Below are 19121 nucleotides of genomic sequence, written 5' to 3' on the forward strand. Positions count from 1 at the left end.
GATCACCGCCCCAGCAGGAAGTCGACGTGCAGGCGGTTGAACGTCTTTGCGTCTTCGTACTGCGGCCAGTGACCGCATCCGGGCATCAGCTCGAAACGCGCTCCCGGGATCATCGATGCAATCCGGCGGCCCTCGGTGACGTCGGCGGTCGGATCGTCGCTCGTCCACACCACGAGCGTCGGAGCGGTAATCGAGCCATACTCACTGGGTCCCAAAAGGTTTCGCGCCCGGATCTCGGGGTCCTGCAACGCCATGATGTCGCGCATGGCGTCGACGAATCCTGGCTGCCGGTACACCCTTTGCCTGCTCGCGACGAGGTCGTCGTAATCCTTGCTCTTGTCCGCCATCAGCCATTTGATCCGGGCCGCCACGGTGTCCCACGCCGGGTTCTCCACCGCCGCCATGGAAAGCGTGATGATCCGCTTCATCACCTCCGGGTCGGCCTGCGACCCGCCCGCGGTGTTGAGCACCAGGCGGTCGACGCGGTCCGGATGGTCGACGGCGGCGCGGGCGGCCACCCATCCGCCGAGCGATTCGCCGCTGATATGGGCACGATCGGCGCCGATCGCATCGAGGAAGGCCGTCAGATGTTCGAGGTAATGCGCGATTTCGAGCGGATGGCCCGGCTTGTCGGTGTATCCGTGTCCGAGCATGTCGATCGACCACGTCGAGAAGTGCTCGGCGTGCGCCTCCAGGTTGCGGACATACGCTTCGGCATGGCCACCGGAGCCGTGCAGGAACACCAGGGCGGGCTTGCTCGCGTCGCCGGCATGCAGAAAGCGGGTGCGAACTCCGCCTGCATCGAGGTAGCCCTGCGAGAACGCGACGCCCTGGAGATCGCTCCAGATGCTCTCGTGCTCCGGCACGTGTGCCACCTCTTCCCGTCGCTGGAATGCGTGCTAATATCGCACACTGATGTGCACTATGTATAGAGCATCACTCTCAGGCTGATGTCTGTCAAGGCAGCAGGCGCTGACCAACCGACCCCGCCACCAGGCTCGCAAACGCTGGCCCGCGGGTTGTCCGTGTTGGAGGCGGTCGCCAGTTCAGGCACCGGACTCACGGTGCAACAGGTCGCCGAACACGCCGGTGTGCACCGCACGATCGCCTACCGCCTGCTCAGCACGCTGGCGCAGTTTCGCCTCGTCGCCAAGGGCGAAGACGGCCGGTATCGGTCGGCGGCCGGTCTCGCCGTGCTCGGCGCGTCCTTCGACAACAACGTCCGCCAACTGAGCATGCCGACGCTGCGCGCCCTGGCCGACGACCTCGGCACCACCGTGTCGCTGCTGATCGCCGAGGGCGACCAACAGGTGGCGGTTGCCGTCATCGTGCCCAGCCGGGTGTCCTACCAGTTGTCTTTCCATGAGGGCAGCCGATATCCGCTCGATCGCGGAGCCGCGGGTATCGCACTGCTCGCCACGATGCCGCCGCGTCCCGGCGAACGCGAGCTCGTCGGCCAGACCCGGCACCACGGCTGGGTGATCACGCACGGCGAGATCGAACCCAACACCTATGGTCTTGCGGTTCCCGTGCACCGGCGGCCGCCGGCGCCTCCGACGTGCATCAACCTCATCTCGCACCGCGAGGATGTGGTGATGCGCGGAAGGGAGACGGTCGTCGCCGCAGCAGAGCAACTGTCCACCATCCTCAGCTGACGGAGAAAGATGGAACTGGAACACGCCACGAAGTGGGATCACGAGACCGACGTCGTCGTATTAGGCAGTGGCGCAGCAGGTCTCACCGCCGCACTCGCCGCGGCCGCAAACGGGGCCGCGGTGGAGGTCTATGAGAAGGCCGCCACTGTGGGCGGCACGAGCGCGGTGTCGGGCGGCATCGTGTGGATCCCCGCGCACAACCGGATGCCGGGCGAGGAACTGACGGTGGCCGACGCGATGAGCTATCTGCGGGCGCAGTCGTTCGGTTCGATGGACGAGGGTCTGGTCGAGACGTTCGTGCGGACCGGTCCGTTGATGCTCGACTTCGTCGAGACGCACAGCGACATCAGGTTCGAGATCGCCGAGGGCTTCCCCGACTACAAGCCCGAGCTGCCAGGCGGTCGTCCGGGCGGAGGCCGTTCGCTCAACGCCGTCCCGTTCGATCTCGCGAGGCTGGGCGAGTGGGCCGACCGGATCACCTCGTTTCCGGCAGACTTCAGCAACGTCGGCATCGACGCGGAGACCCGCGCCCGCATTCATGCATCGGTCGACGACGCGTCGGGCGATTACTGCGTCGCCGGGACGGCGCTGATCGCCGGGCTCTTGAAGGGGCTGCTCGATGCCGGGGTGGTTCCTCATACACGCATGCGCGCAACGGAACTCATTGCCGGAGCGGGGACGATCTGCGGCGTGCGGTTCGAAGGGGGCTTCTCCGTCGGCGCGCGACGCGGAGTGATTCTTGCGGCAGGCGGCTTCGAGTGGGACGAGGCGTTGGTGGGAGCGTTCCTGCGCGGGCCGATGCACGGAGCGGTGTCGCCGCCCCACAACACCGGTGACGGCTTGCGGATGGCAATGGCCCATGGCGCGGACCTGGCCAACATGGGCGAGGCGTGGTGGGTACCGATCATCCGGATACCCGGGGACACGATCGACGGCAAGCCGCGAAGCCGCAGTGTGCGGCTCGAGCGCACGCGCCCGCGGAGCATCATCGTGAACCGGGCAGGCAAGCGATTCGTCAACGAGGCAGGCGAATACAACTCGATGTCGGGCGCGTTCCAATACCTCGATCCTCGGCACGGGTACGTCAACGATCCGGCGTGGATCGTGTTCGACGACCAGCACCTCAAACGCTACGGATTCCTCGGCGTTCTTCCGGGCGACGAAGTGCCGGACTGGTTTTCGCCGTCGGCCGACCTTGTCGAGCTGGGCGAGAAAACGGGCATTGACGCCGACGGACTGGCGGTCACCCTGGCAGCGTGGAACGAGAACGTAAGCCGCGACGTGGATCCGGACTTCGGACGCGGGTCAAGCGCCTACGACGGCTATTGGGGCGACGATCAGGCGACCACCCCTGCAGGCAAGACGCTGGGCCCGATCGACACTGCGCCGTATTACGCGGTGCCGGTGGCCGTGGGTGCCATGGGCACCAAGGGCGGTCCGCGCACCGACCGCGACGGCCGCGTGCTTCACGTCAGCGGCCAGGCGATACCGGGGTTGTGGGCTGCGGGCAACGCGATGGGCGGGGTGACGGGGCGAGCATACGGCGGCGCAGGCGGAACATTAGGTCCTGCAATGGTTTTCGGATATCGCTCCGGGTATGCCGCGGCCACCGGGGAGTCCGCGCCAGCGTGACCAAACGCTCGCGCGGTTCGCGCCGGGGTGACCGATGGGGGCTGTGGACGTGCGCGGTGGCCGGCCATGTGACCTACGCGCCGAGCGAGGACGCACTGGCGTCCCGGCTGCGCGGCGACACCCAGCTGGGTGAGGTGTGGCGGTGCCTGCGCTGCGGGGAGTTCACGCTGGGCGCCCCGCTGGCGTCGGGACCGGCCGATCAGGCGCCGTTGGTATTGCGCGGCAAGGCATTACGTCAGGCCATCATCGTTCGGGCGCTGGCGGTGGAGCGTTGGTTGCGTGCGGTGATCATCGGATTGGCGGCATGGGCAGTGTGGGAGTTCCGCGGCGCGCGCGGGTCGATTCAGGCGGCGCTGGAAAAGGATCTGCCGCTGTTGCGCGCGAGCGGGTTCAAGGTCGACCAGATGGGTGCGGTGCACGAGCTGGAGAAGGCGTTGGCGACCAAGCCTTCGACCTTGACGCTGCTGGCGTGTCTGCTGGCGGCCTATGCAGTGCTGGAACTCGTCGAGGGGGTGGGGTTGTGGCTGTTGAAACGATGGGGCGAGTACTTCGCTGTGGTGGCGACGTCGGTGTTTTTACCGTTGGAGATCCACGACTTGGCCAAGGGGATCACGATCACCCGGGTGGTGACCTTCGCGATCAACGTGGCCGCGGTGGTGTATCTGCTGATCTCCAAGCGGCTCTTCGGGTTACGCGGGGGACGGCGTGCCTATGACGCGGAGCGGCGCGGCGAGCAGCTGATCGAGGTGCAGCGTGCCGCCGGCGATGCAGCTGACGAATGAACTCCTGAGAACTCGGCGATCTTGGCAAACTGAGCAAACTCTCGGACGAGCGACGGTACGCTCTGCAGCTATGTCTACGAAGTCAGGTGCGCCCAAATACGCAGGCCTGATCGGATACGGGCCGCCGACCGTCGGCAAACGGGGCACTGTCTGGTACTCGCGTCCAGTGCGCGATATCGATGGCAACATCACTGGGATTCATTGGTATAAAGACAAAGTCGCCTACAAGGGCGGCCTGGAGGCGCGTGTCACCGCGAAGGCGACCATCGCCCATCCTGACTGGTCGGCAAAGCTCGTCGCGCAGATCCTTGAAGGCGTCATCCAAGACGGCGGCGGCACAGAGGTGCTGGGCGGTCACCTCGTTCGGGTACCTCCGCGCTAGCCCGTCGAGGCGATACTGGCCGGCCTCCCACCCCAACTCGTGCAGCGGCTGACGCCGGTGCTGGAGAGGCCGCCACAGGGCGAGCACCCTGAACAGGCACTGCGTCAGCAGCTGTCACATGCCGTCGCCCAGTATCAGAAGGAGTCTCGGGCCTGAAGGCCCGTGCCAAGTGGTGTCATTACATACTTCTGCGGTCGGGCGCCTCAGGGCCACCCTTTTCCGCCAGCCAAGCGAAGAAACCGAAAATCGCCAGGACGCCGCCCACTGCCGACATGAGGTGTGGAGCAAAGATCGCTAGTAGAACCCCCGTGCTGACTGCAAGAGTGACTACCCCAACAGCAAGGCAAATGCGCATTTTTCGAGAACGAGGCCTGGCCATTTGTGAGTCCTTTGTCGCGGATGTGCGCCATCATGCTCCGAGGTCGCCGTGGTGGCAGACAATCTGTCAGGTACACAGGAATCTCGAAGCATCGGTGGATCGAGCCGCGGCCCGCGATTAGACGTCGCGAAACGCCGTCAGCCGTTTTACTCGGCGTCGTCCTTGGCGGTTTGCGAAGAAGGCTCGGACTCGTCGCCCTCGTCATACACATCCGGCTCGAACTCGTCGGCATCCATCGTCGAACCGGCGTCGTGCTCTTCGGTACCGTCGGGCGATTCGGGGACAGGCGCTGCGGCTTCCGTTTGCCCCCGATCGGTCAGCCAGTCCCTGAGGAGCAGCACCAGCCCGACGGCCGCGATCGCGATGACGACGAGGGCGAGGATCGTGTTTCCGGTCAGCACAGCCGCTGCGAGCACAGCGATGCCCAGCACAGCCACCCCGAACACGACTGACAGCAACTGATCATCCCTCCCCGTTGAGGGCGGCCTCAGTCGGCGGCCGCGCTACCCCAGGGTTACCCCCGGATAACCGATACTAAGCCGCGCGCATTCTGGCATACCGGCAGTACACAATCCCGAGGAACGTCGCGACCGCGTCCGCGACAACCCGAGATCGCACGCTGGTGGCGGTGTCGAAAGCGTGGGCGGCGTTGGGAAGCTCGGCGCGACAGACGGTTTCAGCGCCGCGGTCCCTCAGGGCCCCGCAGAACAGCTGGGCCTGCACACTTGGCACGATCGGATCCCGGTCGCCATGAAGAACGAAAAACGGTGGCGCACAAGCACTCACGTAATGAATCGGCGATGCCGCCTCGAAGCGGCCTGGATCCTCGGCGAACAGCGACTTGAACACGACTCTTTCTAGGTACGGCAACATCATTGGGTGCATGTTCTCGGCCCTGGTCAGGTCGTACACCCCGTAGTACGGCACTGCGGCCTGCACCGGCTCAATCGCCGTCAATGCCGCCAGCGCGCACAGGTGCCCGCCCGCCGAACCTCCGGTCAGAGCGATAAAACCGGGATCGCCGCCGTAATCGCCGATGTTGCGACGCACCCACGCCAGTGCCCGTGTGACGTCCTCGATGTGCGCTGGCCAGGTATGGCTCGGACTCCGCCGATAGTTGACCGCGACGCAGATCCATCCGAGGTCGACCATCCTCGCCATCTGCGCATACGCCTGCCCACGCTTGTCGTTCATCATCCACGCGCCACCCGGGATCTGGAACAACACGGGTGCAGGCGTGCCGGTGGGCGATTCGGGCAGCCAGATGTCCAGTTGGTGCGCGAGCCCGCCCGGGCCGTACGAGACGTCGCTGATGGACGGGGTCCGGCGACGACGGCGCCGCGGCGGTCTGTCGACCGGCTCACTCGGATGGTGGACCCATTCCATGTAATCGCCGCCGAACGTCTCTTTCAGCGCCTGGTCGAGCACCACGTCGGCACCCTGCGCACCGAGCGTGCGCGCATATTGGTTGACGCGCTCATCCCGCAGTGACGACAGGGCGCGCGCGGTCACCGCCTGCGGCGGAAATTCTGACGCCAGCCAACCGGCGGCCATCGAGGCCAGCATCGGCGAGCCCTTGAGCACCTGAATACTGGTGCGATAGGCGCTGGTGACGCTCATCGCGACGGCACTCCTTTGGATCCGGTTGGCAGGGAAGACGAGTGTTGTTCACCTGCATGTTAGATCACTGGGCGGGCCAATACCGCTCTCGCACGAGTCGCTTGTAGAGCTTGCCGTTCGGATCGCGGGGTAGCGCGTCGATGAAGTCGACGCTCTTCGGGCACTTGTACGTCGCCAATTCGCCCCGGCAGTACGCGATCAGCTCCTCGGCGAGCTCGTCGCCCGCTGAGGCCGGGTCGGCAGGTTCGACGACCGCTTTGACGGCCTCGCCCATCTCGTCGTCGGGGATGCCGAACACCGCCACATCGGCGACGGCTGGGTGGCCGGCCAACACGTTCTCCGCCTCTTGCGGGTAGATGTTGACGCCCCCCGAGATGATCATGTTGGCCTGGCGGTCCGTGAGATAGAGGTAGCCGTCGCCATCGAGGTAGCCGATGTCGCCGATCGTTTTCCAGCCTTTCTCGTTCGTCACCGACGCGGTCTTGCCCGGATCGTTGTGATACTCGAATCCGCGGCCGCCAGCGAAGTACACGACGCCCACTTCGCCGGCAGGCAATTCCTCACCGTCGGAGCCCACGATGTGGCATTCCTCGCGCGGCCGCCCCACCGACCCGGGATGCGCGAGCCACTCCCTCGCCGAGATGAAGGTGGAGCCGATATCCTCTGTGCCCGAGTAGTATTCGTCGATGATCGGCCCCCACCAATCGATCATCTGCTGTTTCACCGGGACCGGACAGGGCGCGGCCGCATGGGTGACGCTGCGCAGGCTGCTCAGGTCGTAGCTCAGCCGCTCGTCCTCCGGCAGCCGCAGCATCCGGATGAACATCGTCGGCACGAACTGCGCGTGAGTCACCCGGTGGCGCTGGATCAACTCCAGGCACTCGCGGGCGTCGAATCGCTCCATCACCACCACCGTCGCGCCGAAGCGCTGCCACGACATCGAGCACACCAGCGGTGCGGAGTGATACAGCGGCGCAGGCGACAGGTACACCACGTCCGGCCCGGCATCGGCGCCGGCCAGACCTCGCGCGATCTGCACTGGCGGGGCGTCGGGATCGCCGAAAGGATTGCCCGGCAACGGCTTACGGACTCCCTTCGGCCGCCCCGTCGTCCCCGACGAGTACAGCATCTCCCTGCCCTCGCGCTCGTCGTCAAGCTGCGCCGCCGATTCGGCCGCCAGCACGTCCTCGTAGCGCTCGAAGCCGGACACCGCCCCGCCAGCCGATACTCGAATCGCTATCCGCGAGAGGTCCAAGTCGGCGACGACGTCGGCCATCGCCGGGCTCGTCACGAGTGCCTTTGCGCCGCAGTCGTCCAGCACGTACTGCACCTCACCGGCGCGCAAGTGGGAGTTGACGGCGGTGTAGTACAGACCGGAACGCTGTGCCGCCCAAGCGACTTCGAGGAACGCCGGGCTGTTCTCCATCAGGATGGCGATGTGATCGCCGACCGCCAGCCCACGTGAGCGCAGCGCACGTGCGAACCGAGTCGACCGCTCGTCGAGCTCGGCGTACGTGACCACTTCACCGCTTGTTCCCATGATGATCGCCGGCGCCTTCGGCGAATGGCCGGCATGCCAACTCGGCGTCATCCCGGCGGGGGCCGGGGCGAGCGAAGCGACGGGGAAAATCTCGGCGCCCTCGCCGAGCAACAATCCCGAAGCCGTATACGCGTCGTGCTCTCCGGCAGCGACCGCTGCCGCCAGCCGCTCGAGGTCGGGATGAGTGCGCAATTTGCTCTGCGCCAGAGACAGGATCTGGGCACGCGCCCGCGCGGTGCGTCGAGCCGGGGTGTCGTCGCGGTAGTGGGCGTCGATGACATCGACCAGCTCGGGCACGCCCTCGCCGTGCGCGGCGACCAGCAACAGGATGGGCGCGGACGTCTCCGCACGCAGATCCCGGACAGTCTGGTCGGCGCCTTCACGATCGGCCTTGTTCACCACCACGATGTCGGCGACCTCCAGCAGCCCCGCCTTGGCGGCCTGCACGGCGTCGCCCGCGCCCGGGTTGAGGATCACCACGGTCGGGTCGGCGACGGCGGCGATCTCGATCTCCGACTGCCCCACTCCCACGGTCTCGAGTAGCACGACGTCGTAGCCGAGCTCGGCGAGAACGCGGATGGCCGCGGGCACCGCCGCGGACAGGCCGCCGAGATGGCCGCGGCTGGCCACGGACCGGATCAGCACTCCGGGATCGTTGATGTGCGCGGCCATCCGGATCCGGTCGCCGAGCAGTGCTCCCCCGCTGTACGGCGACGACGGGTCGACCGCGAGCACCGCCACCCGCAGGCCCTGCTTGCGGTATGCGCCGACGAGGGCAGCGATCGTCGTCGACTTCCCCGCCCCGGGCGGTCCGGTGATCCCGACGACACGGGCGGTCGAGGAGCCGAGCGCCTCGAGGACCTCGTCGCGACGGGCGCTCTCGACCAGGCTCAGCAACCGGCCAGCGGCGCGGGTGGATCCGTCTCGCGCCGCTGCGATGAGCCCCTCGATATCGCGCATCAACATGAATTTAAGGCGACGACGCTCCAATCTCGGTCAAGGCGCTCCCATCGGGCCAAAGTGAGAATGCTATTCTCTCAGCCGAAGAGTCCGAGTTGCAAGAAGGGGAATCACATGCAGATCAGCGGTAGCTCCGCGATCGTCGTCGGAGGAACGGGCGGCCTCGGTGAGGCGACCGTCCGCCGGCTGCACGCCGCGGGCGCAAAGGTCGTGATCGCCGACGTCGCCGACGACAAGGGCAAGGCGCTGGCCAGCGAGCTCGGCGTCCGCTACGTGCATACCGATGCCACCAGCACCGACGACATCAACGCCGCCATCGCCGAGGCGGAATCCCTTGGCCCGCTGCGTATCTCGGTGGACTGCCACGGCGGGCCCGCAAGCGGCGGACGCACGGTCGGCAAGGACGGTTCGCCCGTGGATCTCGAAGGCTTCAAGACCACGATCGAGTTTTATCTGACCGCGGTGTTCAACGTGCTGCGGCTCTCGGCCGCGGCCATCGCCCGGTCGGAACCGCTCGACACCGGCGCCCGCGGCGTGATCGTCAACACCGCATCCATCGCCGGCTACGAGGGCCAGATCGGCCAGATTTGCTACTCGGCCGCCAAGGGCGGCGTCATCGGCATGACGCTGGTTGCCGCGCGTGACCTCTCGCCGCTCGGCATCCGCGTCGTCACGATCGCGCCCGGCATGATCGCGACGGGCGCGTACGGAGCAATTCCGGTCGAGCAGCTCGATGCGCACTGGGGCCCGACGATCCCGTACCCGAAACGCCTTGGGCGCCCTGACGAGTACGCGGGACTGGTGTCCAGCATCGTCGAAAACGACTACCTCAACGGCGAAGTCATTCGCCTGGACGGAGCGTTGCGGTTCGCGCCGAAGTGATTCCGTGATGGGTTCGCTCGACGGCAAGGTTGCCTTTGTCGCGGGTGCAAGCCGGGGCATCGGCGCGACGATCGCGGAGGCGCTTGCGAGGCAAGGCGCTGCGGTGGCGGTGGCCGCGCGGACCGAATCCGAGGGCCGCATGCCCGGGACGATCCACTCGGTCGCGGACCGGATCCTCGCGGCGGGCGGCCGCGCGCGAGCGGTCAAATGCAATGTTGCCGACGAGGATTCCGTCACAGCTGCGGTCGACGAGACGGTTGCGGAGTTCGGAGGCATCGACATCCTGATCGCGAACGCCGGGGTCCTGTGGCTCGGGCCCGTCGAGTCGACGCCCCTGAAGCGGTGGCAACTGTGTCTGGACGTCAACCTGACCGGCGTCTTCCTGGTCACCAAGGCCGTTATCCCGCATGTCCGGTCGCGCGGCGGCGGCTCGCTGGTGGCAATCACCACCACCGGCGTGACCATGGCCGGCGCCAATGCCTACTGGGTGTCCAAAGCAGGTGTGGAGCGGCTCTACCTTGGGCTCGCTCACGACCTCAAGCCGGACAACATCGCGGTCAACTGCCTCAGCCCGTCGCGAGTGGTGCTGACAGAGGGGTGGCGGGCAGGCGGTGGCGGGCAAGAGATTCCGCTCGAGATGGTCGAGCCGCCAGAAGCGATGGCCAACGCCGCCGTGTTGCTCGCCCGTCAGGACGCTGGAGGCATCACCGGCACGATTCAACGCTCGGAATCTATTTCTTCGGCGCGTTGAGCTTTTCGACGATCTGCCGGAAGTCCTCGGTCTGGAACGACTGGTCCTCCGCGGCGTTCGCGTAGTCGAGCGTGTTGAGAACGGCGCGCTCGATGTGCATGTTGATCATCCGCTTGGTGCTCTCGACAGCTTGCCTCGGCAGTTCCATGATCTTCTTAGCGCACGCGATCGCCTCCGAAACAGGATCGGCGACAACGTGATTGGCCAGTCCCATTGCCACCGCACGCTCCGCTGAGATGCGCGCGCCAGTGAGCGCGAACTCCTTGGCCTGCAACACGCTGATCTGAAGCGGCCAGGTGATCGGCCCGCCGTCGGCCGCGACGAGGCCCACCTGCACATGCGGATCGGCGAGATAGGCGGTCTCGGCCATGTAGACGATGTCGGAGAGCGCGACGAGGCTGCAACCCAGCCCGACCGCCGGACCGTTGACCGCGGCGATGACGGGAATTCGAGTGCGCACCATGCCGAGCACGATCTCACGGCCGTGCAGGATCGTCTTCCGGCGCAGCTCTGGATCATTCATGATTTCCTTCAGGTAAGCGAAGTCGCCGCCCGCCGAGAATGCCCGCCCGTTGCCGGTGATCACCGCGGCCCTCGCGGTGCTGTCTTCGTTCAGACGCGCCCACAACAACGCCAGCCCGACGTGCAGATCGTCGTTGACGGCATTCAGCGCATCCGGCCGGTTGAGCCGGATGATGCGTAAGTCGCCGTCGGCTTCGACGTCGATTTCCTTCGGCATGTCGTACACGTCAGACTCCTAACCCGAGTATGCGAGAGGCGATGATGTTCTTCTGGATCTGCGAGGTGCCGCCCATGACGCTCTGGGCGCGGCTGTAGAGGTAGGCAGAGAGCAGGTCGGCATCCTCGGTGCCGCCCACGGTAAGCGCGGCGTGTCCGACGGCTTGCTCGACCCATGTCATCAGCAGCTTGTCCAGGGAACCGTCGGGGCCGTGCGAGAGGCCGTCCAGCTGCTCGGAGAGCCGCCGCCGCACGTGCAGCCGCAGCATCTCGGATTCGACTGCTGCCCAAGCTAACTCGTCGGGCAGCTCACCGCCGGCCCGGCGCGCCATCTGCCGGACGAGTTTTCCGTACCTGGCGGTGTATCCGAGGGTCGACGGCTCGCGCTCGTGGCTTACCACGGTCATCGCCAGCTTCCAGCCCTCCCCCGGCTCGCCGACCATCTGATCGGCGGGGACCACGGCGCCGTCGAACTCGACCTGGCCAAACTCCGTCGTCACGCCGTTGATCATCTTCAGCGGGCGCTGCACGATGCCAGCTTGGTGCATCGAGATGATGAACGCCGAAATTCCCTTGTGCCGTGGCGCATCCGGATCCGTTCTGGCCAGCAGCAGACACCAGTCGGCGACGTCGGAGTAGCTGGTCCAGATCTTGTGACCCTCCACGACGTAGTTGTCGCCGTCACGGGTTGCCTTGGTACGCAACGACGCAAGGTCGGAGCCGGCACCGGGCTCCGAAAAGCCCTGGCACCAGCGCTCGGTGCCGTTGATCATGCCGGGCAGGAAGCGCTGTTGGAGTTCCTTGCTGCCATGGTGGCCCAGCCCGACCACGAGATAGCCGAGGCTCGGCCGCGGCGGGGCGCCCGCGCGTGCGAGCTCTTCGTCGACGATCACGTCGTAGACCGGTGGCAGTTCCTGGCCGCCGAACTCGCGCGGCCACGACAGGCCGAAGAACCCCGCCGAGTACAGCGCCTGGTGCCACTCGCCCTGTCGGGCCCAGTAGTCGTCACCGCTCGTCGCAAACGAGCCGGCCTTTTCCGCGAGCCATTCCCTCAGCCGAGCGCGGAAGGCCGCTTCTTGCTGGGAGTCACGAAAGTCCAAAATCTATCTCCTTCAATCGGATTCCGAAGAGTTCGGTCGACGTCAGCGCGCGCCGGAGGTACACGTGCGCGAGGCACTCCCAGGTGTTGCCGATTCCGCCGTGTACCTGGATCGCGGTTTCGCACACCGTTCGCGTCGCACGCGAACAGTAGACCTTGGCGATCGACGCCGCGCGCAGCGCCTCGGCCGGGTCCAGTTCATCGACGGCCCAGGCCGCATGCCGCAGCACGCTGATCGATCCTTCGATGAGCGCCAGGCCTTCGGCGAGCAGGTGCGCGACGGCCTGGTACGAGCCGATCGGCTTGCCGTACTGCTCACGGATTTTGGCGTACTCGGAGGCCAGTGCGTGCGCGCCGCGTGCGGTGCCGAGGATGTCGGCCGTGGTGGTCACAACCGCCAGCGCGTGGAAACGCTCGCGGTCGTCCTCAGAGATTTCGCCGAGGGGTTGCGCCGGTCCCGAAAGTCTCGCCGCCGTTCTCGTGAGATCTGCTGTCGCACACGGCTCGCCGAGGGCGGCGACGAAAACCTCTGTGTCACCCAGCAATATCGCACGTGCGAAACCGCGGCTCTCGAAGGCTTGACCGTCGTGTCCAAGCGTCGCGGGCTCGTCGCCGCCGACCTGCCTGCAAAGATCGTCGGCCAGCGCCGGACCGGCGAACGGGACGTCGACCAGTCCGCGCCCGAACTCCTCGGCGACGATCGCGACCTCCACGCCGGACGCCCCGTCCGCGCGCAGCGTCCGCCATCCCGTCGCGTCGACGGCTTTCTCCAGCCGCGATAGCCGGCTCTCGTCGGTGAGGTCCTGCACGGACCCGGGTCCGAGATCGTCGGCGAGTTTCGCCGCGGCGTCGCGTAGTTGGCGTTGTTCACTTGTCAGACGCGCATCCATGGCTCTCCTTTAGGACCCTGCGCAGCACCTTGCCGGAGGGTAGGCGGGGAATGTAGGAAACGAACACCACCTCGGCAAGGCGCTTGTACGACGCCAGCCGCTCGCTCACCAGGCCGGTGAGTTCTCCGGGGGTGACATCGGCTCGGGTGGCGACGGCTGCGACGATGGCCTCGCCGTTCTCGGCGTCCGGAATCCCGTACACCGCACAGTCTTTGACCGCGGGATGCCCATGCAGCACCGCTTCGATCTCGGCGGGTGCGACCTGGAATCCGCGGACCTTGATCATCTCCTTGGTTCGGTCGGTGATACGCAGGAAGCCGTCGGCGTCGACGTCGCCGATGTCACCGGTGCGGTACCAGCCGTCGCACAACACGTCTGCGTTGGCGTCGTCGGGAAGGTATCCGGCCATCAGCGATTCCGACCGCGCCTGTATCTCACCGTCGTTGCTCACCCGAACGCTCACACCGGACACCGGCCGGCCGACCGTGTCGAGTCGCACGTCGTCGAGCGGGCAACATGCGATGACCGGTAATTCGGTTGTGCCGTAGGCGGTGAGCCACGTGACCCCCGTTCGGCCGGTCACGGCTTCGGCGATGCTGGCCGTCACGGGCGTCGCGCACCACATGATGTAGCGCAAGGAGGTCAGGTCGAAATCTTCCAGCCGGGGATGGGCGGCCAACGCCAATGCGATGGGGGCCACTGCCATTTCGATCGTGATGGCATCGGACTGGATGTGGCGCAGCATCTGGTCGATGTCGAACCGTGGATGCATCCGGACCCAGGCGCCGGCGTCGACTGCCGTCATGATGTTGAGCAGGCCGAGGATGTGCGATGCGGGCGTGACGATCTGGATCCGGTCAGACGAGGTCATCTGCAGCGCCGCGCGCCAGTGCCGGATCGCGGCGCCGAACGATCGATGAGTGTGACGCACGGCCTTGGGCAACCCGGTGGTGCCGGAACTGAACACCAGAAGCGCGTCGGCGTCCGCGGGGGGCGCGGCAAACCCGCCGCGGCCCGCGGAGATCGGTTCGTCCAGGTGCAGCATCGGCATCAGCCCGGCGAGGACGGGGTGGTCTCCGACGGCGAATGCGGGTCCCGTCAGCGCGAGGGCATGGTCCACCTCGTTGCGCTTCCACGCCGGGCTGAGCACGACCGCGGCGGCGCCGACGCGCCAGATGGCGCGCACCGCGATCACGAACTCCGGACGGTTCGACGACATCAGCGCGACCCGCTGGCCGCTGCCTACCCCGTGCTGTTGCAGCTTCGCGGCCATCCCGTCGGCCAGCTCATCCAGGCTCGACAGGCTCTCGTTGCGCTCGCCGAACGCAAGCGCGGCGCTGTGAGTCGACATCGAGAGCATCCTATCGTGGATTGAGAACCTGATTCTCTTATTGTTAGAATCGTACTACCAGAGGGAGGCGAGATGAACCAGGCAGGTGGCACGATCACGATCCACCTCGACCGCCAAAAGGTCGAGGTCGCGCGCGTGCCTGGTGAGACGCTGCTGGAGAGCGCCAGGCGCGCAGGGCTCTCGCCGCCGTTCTCCTGCGAGGCGGGCAACTGCGGAACCTGCATCGCGACGCTGAAAGAGGGCAAGGTGACCATGCGAGCCAACGATGTGCTGGAGGACGACGAGATCGCCGACGGGTACATCCTGACCTGTCAGAGCGTGCCCGACACCGACGACGTCACCGTCGTCTACGAGTGACCCCGTAAAAATATTCAGTTTGGCGGGGGCCGCGGCAGGGGCGGCGGCGGCCGGTAGTCAGGCGTGTAGCCGACGATCCGGACCGGGCTGCCGACGAGCTTGTAGTCGCCTGCGGTCACGACGATTCCGGGATCAGCGGCCAGAGCATCCGGCAGTGAGCGCACCGCCGCGGCCGGGATCCCGAGAGGGCGCAGCCGTGCTTCCCAGCCCTTCGCGGTGTCTTTCGCCAGCGCATCGGTGACGACGGCCAGCACCTCGCCGCGGCGCGACACCCGCTCGGCCATCGTCACGAAACCGTCGACCTGGGCTTCGGCCGCGAACGACTTCCAGAACGCGTCGTGTGTGATGAACAACGCCAGGTAGCCGTCGGCCGTCGGAAACAGCTGCGCGGGAACATAATATGAATGTGCGCCATTGGGGTAGCGGCGCGGTTCGATGCCGTCGTTGAGGTACGCCGACGCGCGATAGTTCAGCTGGGAGAGCATGACGTCCTGCAAGCAGACGTCGACCTGCCCGCCGCGCCCGGAGATGATCTGGGCGAGAAGCCCCAGGGCGGCGGTCAGGCCCGTGGAGTTGTCCGCCGAGGAGTATCCGGGCAGCGTCGGCGGCCCGTCGGGATCGCCTGTCAAGGCAGCGATCCCGGTGGCGGCCTGTACCACGTAGTCGAAGGCGGGCTCGTCGCCTCCGTCCAGCCCGTAGCCGGTCAGCGCGACGCAGACGATCTTGTCGTTGTACTTGCGCAACGCGTCGTACGTCAGGCCGAGCCGGCGGATCGCCGACGGCTTCAGGTTGACCAGAAGCGCGTGCGCCTGGGCGACCAGCTCCCCGAGTTTCTGTTGTCCCGCTTCGGTATTCAGCTCAAGGCAGACGCTGCGCTTGCCCCGGTTCAGGCTGGCGAAGTAGCTATCCCCCACTTGGCGGGAGATCTCGCCGCCCGGCGGCTCGATCTTGGTCACCTCCGCGCCGAGGTCCGCCAGCATCATCGTGGCGTACGGGCCGGCCAGCATGGTGCCGACCTCGAGGATGCGGATACCAGCCAGCGGCCCGGCCGACGCAGTCACCTGACGGCCTTGGCCAATTCCGCGATCACTTCCCGGGTGCGGTATTTGGATGCGATCAGCTCGTCGCGGTCGGCGCCGATCGGGAGCAGACGCACCGACAGGTCGGTCACGCCGGCGTCGGCGAACTTCTTGAACCGGGCCAAAATCGCGTCCTCGTCGCCCGCCGCGCAGAGGTCTCCGACGTCGCGTGCGTCGCCGCGATCCAGCAACCGCTGGTAGTTCGGTGACGTCTCCGCCTCCGCCAGGATCCGGTTGGCGCGTTCCTTCGCGGCGTCGATTTCCGAGTTCGCGCACAGGCATACGGGTATGCCCGCGACGATCCGCGGCGCCGCGCGGCCCGCGTCGGCGGCGGCTTTGGTGATCTTCGGTGCGATGTGGTCGCCGATGGCGCGCTCGTCGGCCATCCACAGCACGGTGCCGTCGGCGAGTTCGCCCGCAATCTGCAGCATCACCGGACCCAGTGCGGCAACCAGCACCGGCATCGGCGAATCAGCGCCCAGCACAGTCGGATTGTGCACGGTGAAGGAGTCGTTCTCGACGTCCACGGGCCCGGGACCGGCGAGTGCGGCGTTGAGCACCTCGAGGTAGTCGCGGGTGTAGGCGGCGGGCTTTTCGTAAGGTACGCCGAGCATGTCACGCACGATCCAGTGGTGTGACGGACCCACACCGAGTGCAGTCCGGCCGGCCGCCATCGCGTGCACCGACAACGCTTGGCGTGCAAGGGCGATCGGATGCTGAGCTTGCAACGGCACCACGGCGGTGCCCAGCTCGATGCGCGACGTGTGCGCGGCCATCACCGCCACCATGGTCAGCGCGTCGAAGTCGTTGGGTACCTGCGGCATCCAGGCAGTGTCCATGCCTGCGGACTCGGCCCATTCGATGTCGGACACCAGCTTGGAGACCTTGCGCGCCATGTCGCCGCGCTCGGCCCCAATCATCACGCCCAGTCTCATTGCCCGCCCCGCTTCGCCCGCCCGAGTCTCATTGCTCCGCCACCTTTTCCGTGAGCGCGCGCACGTCACGCACCAGATCGTCCAGTGGAGTGCCGGTGGGAAACACGGCGGCAGCCCCTGCCGCAAGCAGTTTCGGCACGTCGGCATGCGGGATCGTGCCGCCCACCACAACGGCGATGTCCCCGGCGTCGGCCGCGCGCAACGCTTCAATCACCCGGGTGGTCAGCGCGACGTGCGCGCCCGACAGAATGGACAGCCCCACCAGCGCGACGTCTTCCTGCAGGGCGATCGACACAATGTCCTCGATGCGCTGCCGGATACCGGTGTAGATCACCTCGAAGCCTGCATCGCGCAGAGTCCGGGCGACGATCTTCGCGCCGCGGTCGTGCCCGTCGAGACCGGGCTTGGCCACCAGGACCCGAGCGCTCACTGAATTGCTCCTCGCGTCCGCAGCATCAGAACACCACCGGCTGCTGGAACTCGCCCCACACCGCTTTGAGCGCCGAAACCATCTCTCCGACAGTGCAATACACGTTGGCGCAGTCGATCAACCGGTGCATCAGGTTGTCGCTGCCTGCCGCGGAACGCGACAGAGCCGCCAGCGCCTCGGCGACAGCCGCAGCGTCTCGCTCCGCCTTGACCTGGCTCAGCCGCTTCAGCTGCGTGTCACGCCCCTCGGCGTCCAGCTCGTACATCGTGACGTCGGGCGGCGGCTCGTCGGAGACGAACTTGTTCACGCCGACGACCGGGCGGACCCCCGACTCGACATCATGGTGCAGCCGGAACGCCTCGTCGGCGATCAGGCCCTGCAGGTAGCCGTCTTCGATCGCTCTCACCATGCCGCCATGCTGCTCGAGATCGTGCATGACCTCGATGATCTTCTCCTCGGTGGCGTCGGTGAGCGCCTCGACGAAGTAGGAGCCGCCGAGCGGATCGGCGACCCGGGTGACACCGGTTTCGTAAGCGAGGATCTGCTGGGTGCGCAGCGCCAGCGTCGCCGACTCCTCGCTGGGCAGGGCGAACGGCTCGTCCCACGCAGCGGTGAACTGAGATTGCACGCCGCCGAGCACCGAAGCCATTGCCTCGTACGCGATCCGCACCAGGTTGTTCTGTGCCTGCGGCGCGTACAGCGACGCGCCGCCGGACACGCAGCCGAACCGGAACATCGACGCTTTGTCGGACTTCGCGCCGTACCGCTCGCGGACGATGGTCGCCCAGCGACGCCTGCCCGCGCGGTACTTGGCGATCTCCTCGAAGAAGTCGCCGTGCGTGTAGAAGAAGAACGAGATCTGCGGGGCGAACTCGTCGATCGTCATCCGCCCGCGCTCGACCACGGTGTCGCAATACGTGACGCCGTCGGCCAGGGTGAACGCCATCTCCTGCACGGCGTTGGCGCCGGCGTCGCGGAAGTGGGCGCCCGCCACGGAGATCGCGTTGAACTTCGGCACTTCGGCGGCGCAGAACTCGATGGTGTCGGCGATCAGGCGCAGCGACGGTTCAGGCGGCCAGATCCATGTCCCTCGCGACGCGTACTCCTTGAGGATGTCGTTCTGGATGGTCCCCGTGAGCTTGGCGCGAGGAACGCCTTTCTTCTCTGCGGCCGCGACGTAGAAGGCCAGAAGGATCGCGGCGGTGCCGTTGATCGTGAAGCTGGTGCTGATCTTGTCCAGCGGGATCCCGTCGAACAGGATCTCGGCGTCGGCCAGTGTGTCCACCGCGACGCCGACGCGGCCGACCTCCTCGGCCACCTCGGCGTCATCGGAGTCGTAGCCGCACTGGGTCGGCAAGTCCAGCGCGACCGACAGGCCCGTACCGCCTTGGTCGAGCAGGTACCGATACCGCCGATTCGACTCTTCGGCCGTTCCGAAGCCCGAGTACTGGCGAAACGTCCACAACCGGCCTCGGTAGCCTTTGGCGAAATTGCCGCGCGTGAAGGGGTAGGCGCCGGGCGCGGGAGGCTCCTCGCGCAGGTCAGCAGGTCCGTACACCGGCTCGAGAGGGATCCCCGAAGAGGTTTGCACCTGGTCGTTCATCAATGGATACCGTACTTGCAAAAAATGAGAATGCCAATACCATCATGCGGTAACGA

The 19121-nt window shown here is 66.6% G+C and carries 19 protein-coding genes and 1 pseudogene; 7 read left to right on the forward strand and 13 right to left on the reverse strand.

What is annotated here, in order from left to right; translation table 11 throughout:
* Positions 1–2 precede the first annotated feature (2 nt).
* Positions 3–866, reverse strand: coding sequence for an alpha/beta fold hydrolase (locus QOH60_RS25230; protein ID WP_526424616.1), 864 nt, complete (start codon positions 864–866; stop codon positions 3–5).
* A gap of 84 nt (positions 867–950) precedes the next feature.
* On the opposite strand from QOH60_RS25230, the gene QOH60_RS25235 reads away from it, so the two are divergent.
* The 4 genes from QOH60_RS25235 (at position 951) to QOH60_RS25250 (ending at position 4451) form a co-directional block, all read left to right on the forward strand.
* A complete protein-coding gene (locus QOH60_RS25235; RefSeq protein ID WP_526424617.1) occupies positions 951–1655 on the forward strand; it encodes an IclR family transcriptional regulator in 705 nt (234 codons plus the stop codon).
* Positions 1656–1664: 9 nt separating this feature from the next.
* Positions 1665–3287, forward strand: coding sequence for an FAD-dependent oxidoreductase (locus QOH60_RS25240; RefSeq protein WP_526424618.1), 1623 nt, complete (start codon positions 1665–1667; stop codon positions 3285–3287).
* Positions 3284–4069: a DUF2127 domain-containing protein gene (locus tag QOH60_RS25245; protein WP_526424619.1), complete on the forward strand. Its 786-nt coding sequence runs from the start codon at positions 3284–3286 to the stop codon at positions 4067–4069. Before QOH60_RS25240 ends, QOH60_RS25245 begins: the two co-directional genes overlap by 4 nt.
* 70 nt (positions 4070–4139) lie before the next feature.
* Positions 4140–4451, forward strand: a complete 312-nt coding sequence (locus QOH60_RS25250) for a hypothetical protein (protein ID WP_526424620.1) — start codon at positions 4140–4142, stop codon at positions 4449–4451.
* A 525-nt stretch (positions 4452–4976) separates the two neighbouring features.
* On the opposite strand, the gene QOH60_RS25255 is transcribed toward QOH60_RS25250, so the two are convergent.
* The 4 genes and pseudogenes from QOH60_RS25255 to meaB all read right to left on the reverse strand — a co-directional run.
* A complete protein-coding gene (locus QOH60_RS25255) occupies positions 4977–5288 on the reverse strand; it encodes a hypothetical protein (protein ID WP_526424621.1) in 312 nt (103 codons plus the stop codon).
* Positions 5289–5364: 76 nt separating this feature from the next.
* Positions 5365–6450 carry an alpha/beta hydrolase gene (locus QOH60_RS25260; RefSeq protein WP_526424622.1) on the reverse strand — a complete coding sequence of 362 codons (1086 nt, stop codon included), beginning with the start codon at positions 6448–6450 and terminating at the stop codon, positions 5365–5367.
* 64 nt (positions 6451–6514) lie between these two features.
* Complete coding sequence (locus QOH60_RS25265) at positions 6515–8041, reverse strand: AMP-binding protein (RefSeq protein ID WP_526424645.1); 1527 nt, start codon at positions 8039–8041, stop codon at positions 6515–6517.
* Between the two features lie 168 nt (positions 8042–8209).
* A pseudogene (gene meaB / locus QOH60_RS25270) lies at positions 8210–8956 on the reverse strand (methylmalonyl Co-A mutase-associated GTPase MeaB); the annotation flags it as partial.
* Positions 8957–9064: 108 nt separating this feature from the next.
* Between meaB and QOH60_RS25275 the strand changes: the two are divergent.
* Together QOH60_RS25275 and QOH60_RS25280 are read left to right on the forward strand one after the other, a co-directional pair.
* Positions 9065–9832 carry an SDR family NAD(P)-dependent oxidoreductase gene (locus QOH60_RS25275; RefSeq protein ID WP_526424623.1) on the forward strand — a complete coding sequence of 256 codons (768 nt, stop codon included), beginning with the start codon at positions 9065–9067 and terminating at the stop codon, positions 9830–9832.
* A gap of 7 nt (positions 9833–9839) precedes the next feature.
* Positions 9840–10583 (forward strand): SDR family NAD(P)-dependent oxidoreductase, encoded by a 744-nt coding sequence (locus QOH60_RS25280; protein WP_526424624.1) that lies wholly within the window; start codon positions 9840–9842, stop codon positions 10581–10583.
* Here QOH60_RS25280 and QOH60_RS25285 read toward each other — a convergent pair.
* From QOH60_RS25285 to QOH60_RS25300, 4 genes are read right to left on the reverse strand one after another with little or no spacing between them, the layout of a single operon-like run.
* Positions 10564–11331 carry an enoyl-CoA hydratase/isomerase family protein gene (locus tag QOH60_RS25285; protein ID WP_526424625.1) on the reverse strand — a complete coding sequence of 256 codons (768 nt, stop codon included), beginning with the start codon at positions 11329–11331 and terminating at the stop codon, positions 10564–10566. The two genes, QOH60_RS25280 and QOH60_RS25285, sit on opposite strands and share 20 nt — an antisense overlap.
* Position 11332: 1 nt before the next feature.
* Positions 11333–12421 (reverse strand): acyl-CoA dehydrogenase family protein, encoded by a 1089-nt coding sequence (locus QOH60_RS25290; RefSeq protein WP_526424626.1) that lies wholly within the window; start codon positions 12419–12421, stop codon positions 11333–11335.
* The gene (locus QOH60_RS25295) at positions 12408–13310 is read right to left on the reverse strand and encodes an acyl-CoA dehydrogenase family protein (RefSeq protein WP_526424627.1); all 903 of its coding nucleotides are present in this window, start codon (positions 13308–13310) and stop codon (positions 12408–12410) included. The genes QOH60_RS25290 and QOH60_RS25295 overlap by 14 nt, the downstream gene beginning before the upstream one ends.
* Positions 13288–14670, reverse strand: a complete 1383-nt coding sequence (locus tag QOH60_RS25300) for a class I adenylate-forming enzyme family protein (RefSeq protein ID WP_526424628.1) — start codon at positions 14668–14670, stop codon at positions 13288–13290. The genes QOH60_RS25295 and QOH60_RS25300 overlap by 23 nt, the downstream gene beginning before the upstream one ends.
* A gap of 63 nt (positions 14671–14733) precedes the next feature.
* Here QOH60_RS25300 and QOH60_RS25305 point away from each other — a divergent pair, with 63 nt between their 5' ends.
* A complete protein-coding gene (locus tag QOH60_RS25305) occupies positions 14734–15018 on the forward strand; it encodes a 2Fe-2S iron-sulfur cluster-binding protein (RefSeq protein WP_526424629.1) in 285 nt (94 codons plus the stop codon).
* Between the two features lie 14 nt (positions 15019–15032).
* Here QOH60_RS25305 and QOH60_RS25310 read toward each other — a convergent pair whose 3' ends face one another.
* The 4 genes from QOH60_RS25310 to QOH60_RS25325 are packed head-to-tail and all read right to left on the reverse strand — an operon-like array spanning position 15033 to position 19065.
* Positions 15033–16079, reverse strand: a complete 1047-nt coding sequence (locus QOH60_RS25310) for a CaiB/BaiF CoA transferase family protein (RefSeq protein WP_526424630.1) — start codon at positions 16077–16079, stop codon at positions 15033–15035.
* Entirely contained in the window at positions 16076–17032 is a 957-nt protein-coding gene (locus tag QOH60_RS25315; RefSeq protein WP_526424631.1) for an LLM class F420-dependent oxidoreductase, read from the reverse strand. Before QOH60_RS25315 ends, QOH60_RS25310 begins: the two co-directional genes overlap by 4 nt.
* A 28-nt stretch (positions 17033–17060) precedes the next feature.
* Positions 17061–17462, reverse strand: coding sequence for a cobalamin B12-binding domain-containing protein (locus QOH60_RS25320; protein ID WP_526424632.1), 402 nt, complete (start codon positions 17460–17462; stop codon positions 17061–17063).
* Positions 17463–17487: 25 nt separating this feature from the next.
* Positions 17488–19065: a methylmalonyl-CoA mutase family protein gene (locus QOH60_RS25325; protein ID WP_526424633.1), complete on the reverse strand. Its 1578-nt coding sequence runs from the start codon at positions 19063–19065 to the stop codon at positions 17488–17490.
* Between the last annotated feature and the right edge of the window lie 56 nt (positions 19066–19121).

It is taken from the genome of Mycobacterium sp. (genome assembly GCF_032159765.1).
Lineage (GTDB): Bacteria > Actinomycetota > Actinomycetes > Mycobacteriales > Mycobacteriaceae > Mycobacterium.

What these genes read in the sequence shown, in the direction of transcription:
- QOH60_RS25235 (WP_526424617.1), top strand. Translation starts at nt 951, where the DNA reads ATGTCTGTCAAGGCAGCAGGCGCTGACCAACCGACCCCGCCACCAGGC.
- QOH60_RS25240 (WP_526424618.1), top strand. Translation starts at nt 1,665, where the DNA reads ATGGAACTGGAACACGCCACGAAGTGGGATCACGAGACCGACGTCGTC.
- QOH60_RS25250 (WP_526424620.1), top strand. Translation starts at nt 4,140, where the DNA reads ATGTCTACGAAGTCAGGTGCGCCCAAATACGCAGGCCTGATCGGATAC.
- QOH60_RS25260 (WP_526424622.1), bottom strand. Translation starts at nt 6,450, where the DNA reads ATGAGCGTCACCAGCGCCTATCGCACCAGTATTCAGGTGCTCAAGGGC.
- QOH60_RS25265 (WP_526424645.1), bottom strand. Translation starts at nt 8,041, where the DNA reads ATGACGCCGAGTTGGCATGCCGGCCATTCGCCGAAGGCGCCGGCGATC.
- QOH60_RS25275 (WP_526424623.1), top strand. Translation starts at nt 9,065, where the DNA reads ATGCAGATCAGCGGTAGCTCCGCGATCGTCGTCGGAGGAACGGGCGGC.
- QOH60_RS25280 (WP_526424624.1), top strand. Translation starts at nt 9,840, where the DNA reads ATGGGTTCGCTCGACGGCAAGGTTGCCTTTGTCGCGGGTGCAAGCCGG.
- QOH60_RS25295 (WP_526424627.1), bottom strand. Translation starts at nt 13,310, where the DNA reads ATGGATGCGCGTCTGACAAGTGAACAACGCCAACTACGCGACGCCGCG.
- QOH60_RS25300 (WP_526424628.1), bottom strand. Translation starts at nt 14,670, where the DNA reads ATGCTCTCGATGTCGACTCACAGCGCCGCGCTTGCGTTCGGCGAGCGC.
- QOH60_RS25305 (WP_526424629.1), top strand. Translation starts at nt 14,734, where the DNA reads ATGAACCAGGCAGGTGGCACGATCACGATCCACCTCGACCGCCAAAAG.
- QOH60_RS25315 (WP_526424631.1), bottom strand. Translation starts at nt 17,032, where the DNA reads ATGAGACTGGGCGTGATGATTGGGGCCGAGCGCGGCGACATGGCGCGC.
- QOH60_RS25325 (WP_526424633.1), bottom strand. Translation starts at nt 19,065, where the DNA reads ATGAACGACCAGGTGCAAACCTCTTCGGGGATCCCTCTCGAGCCGGTG.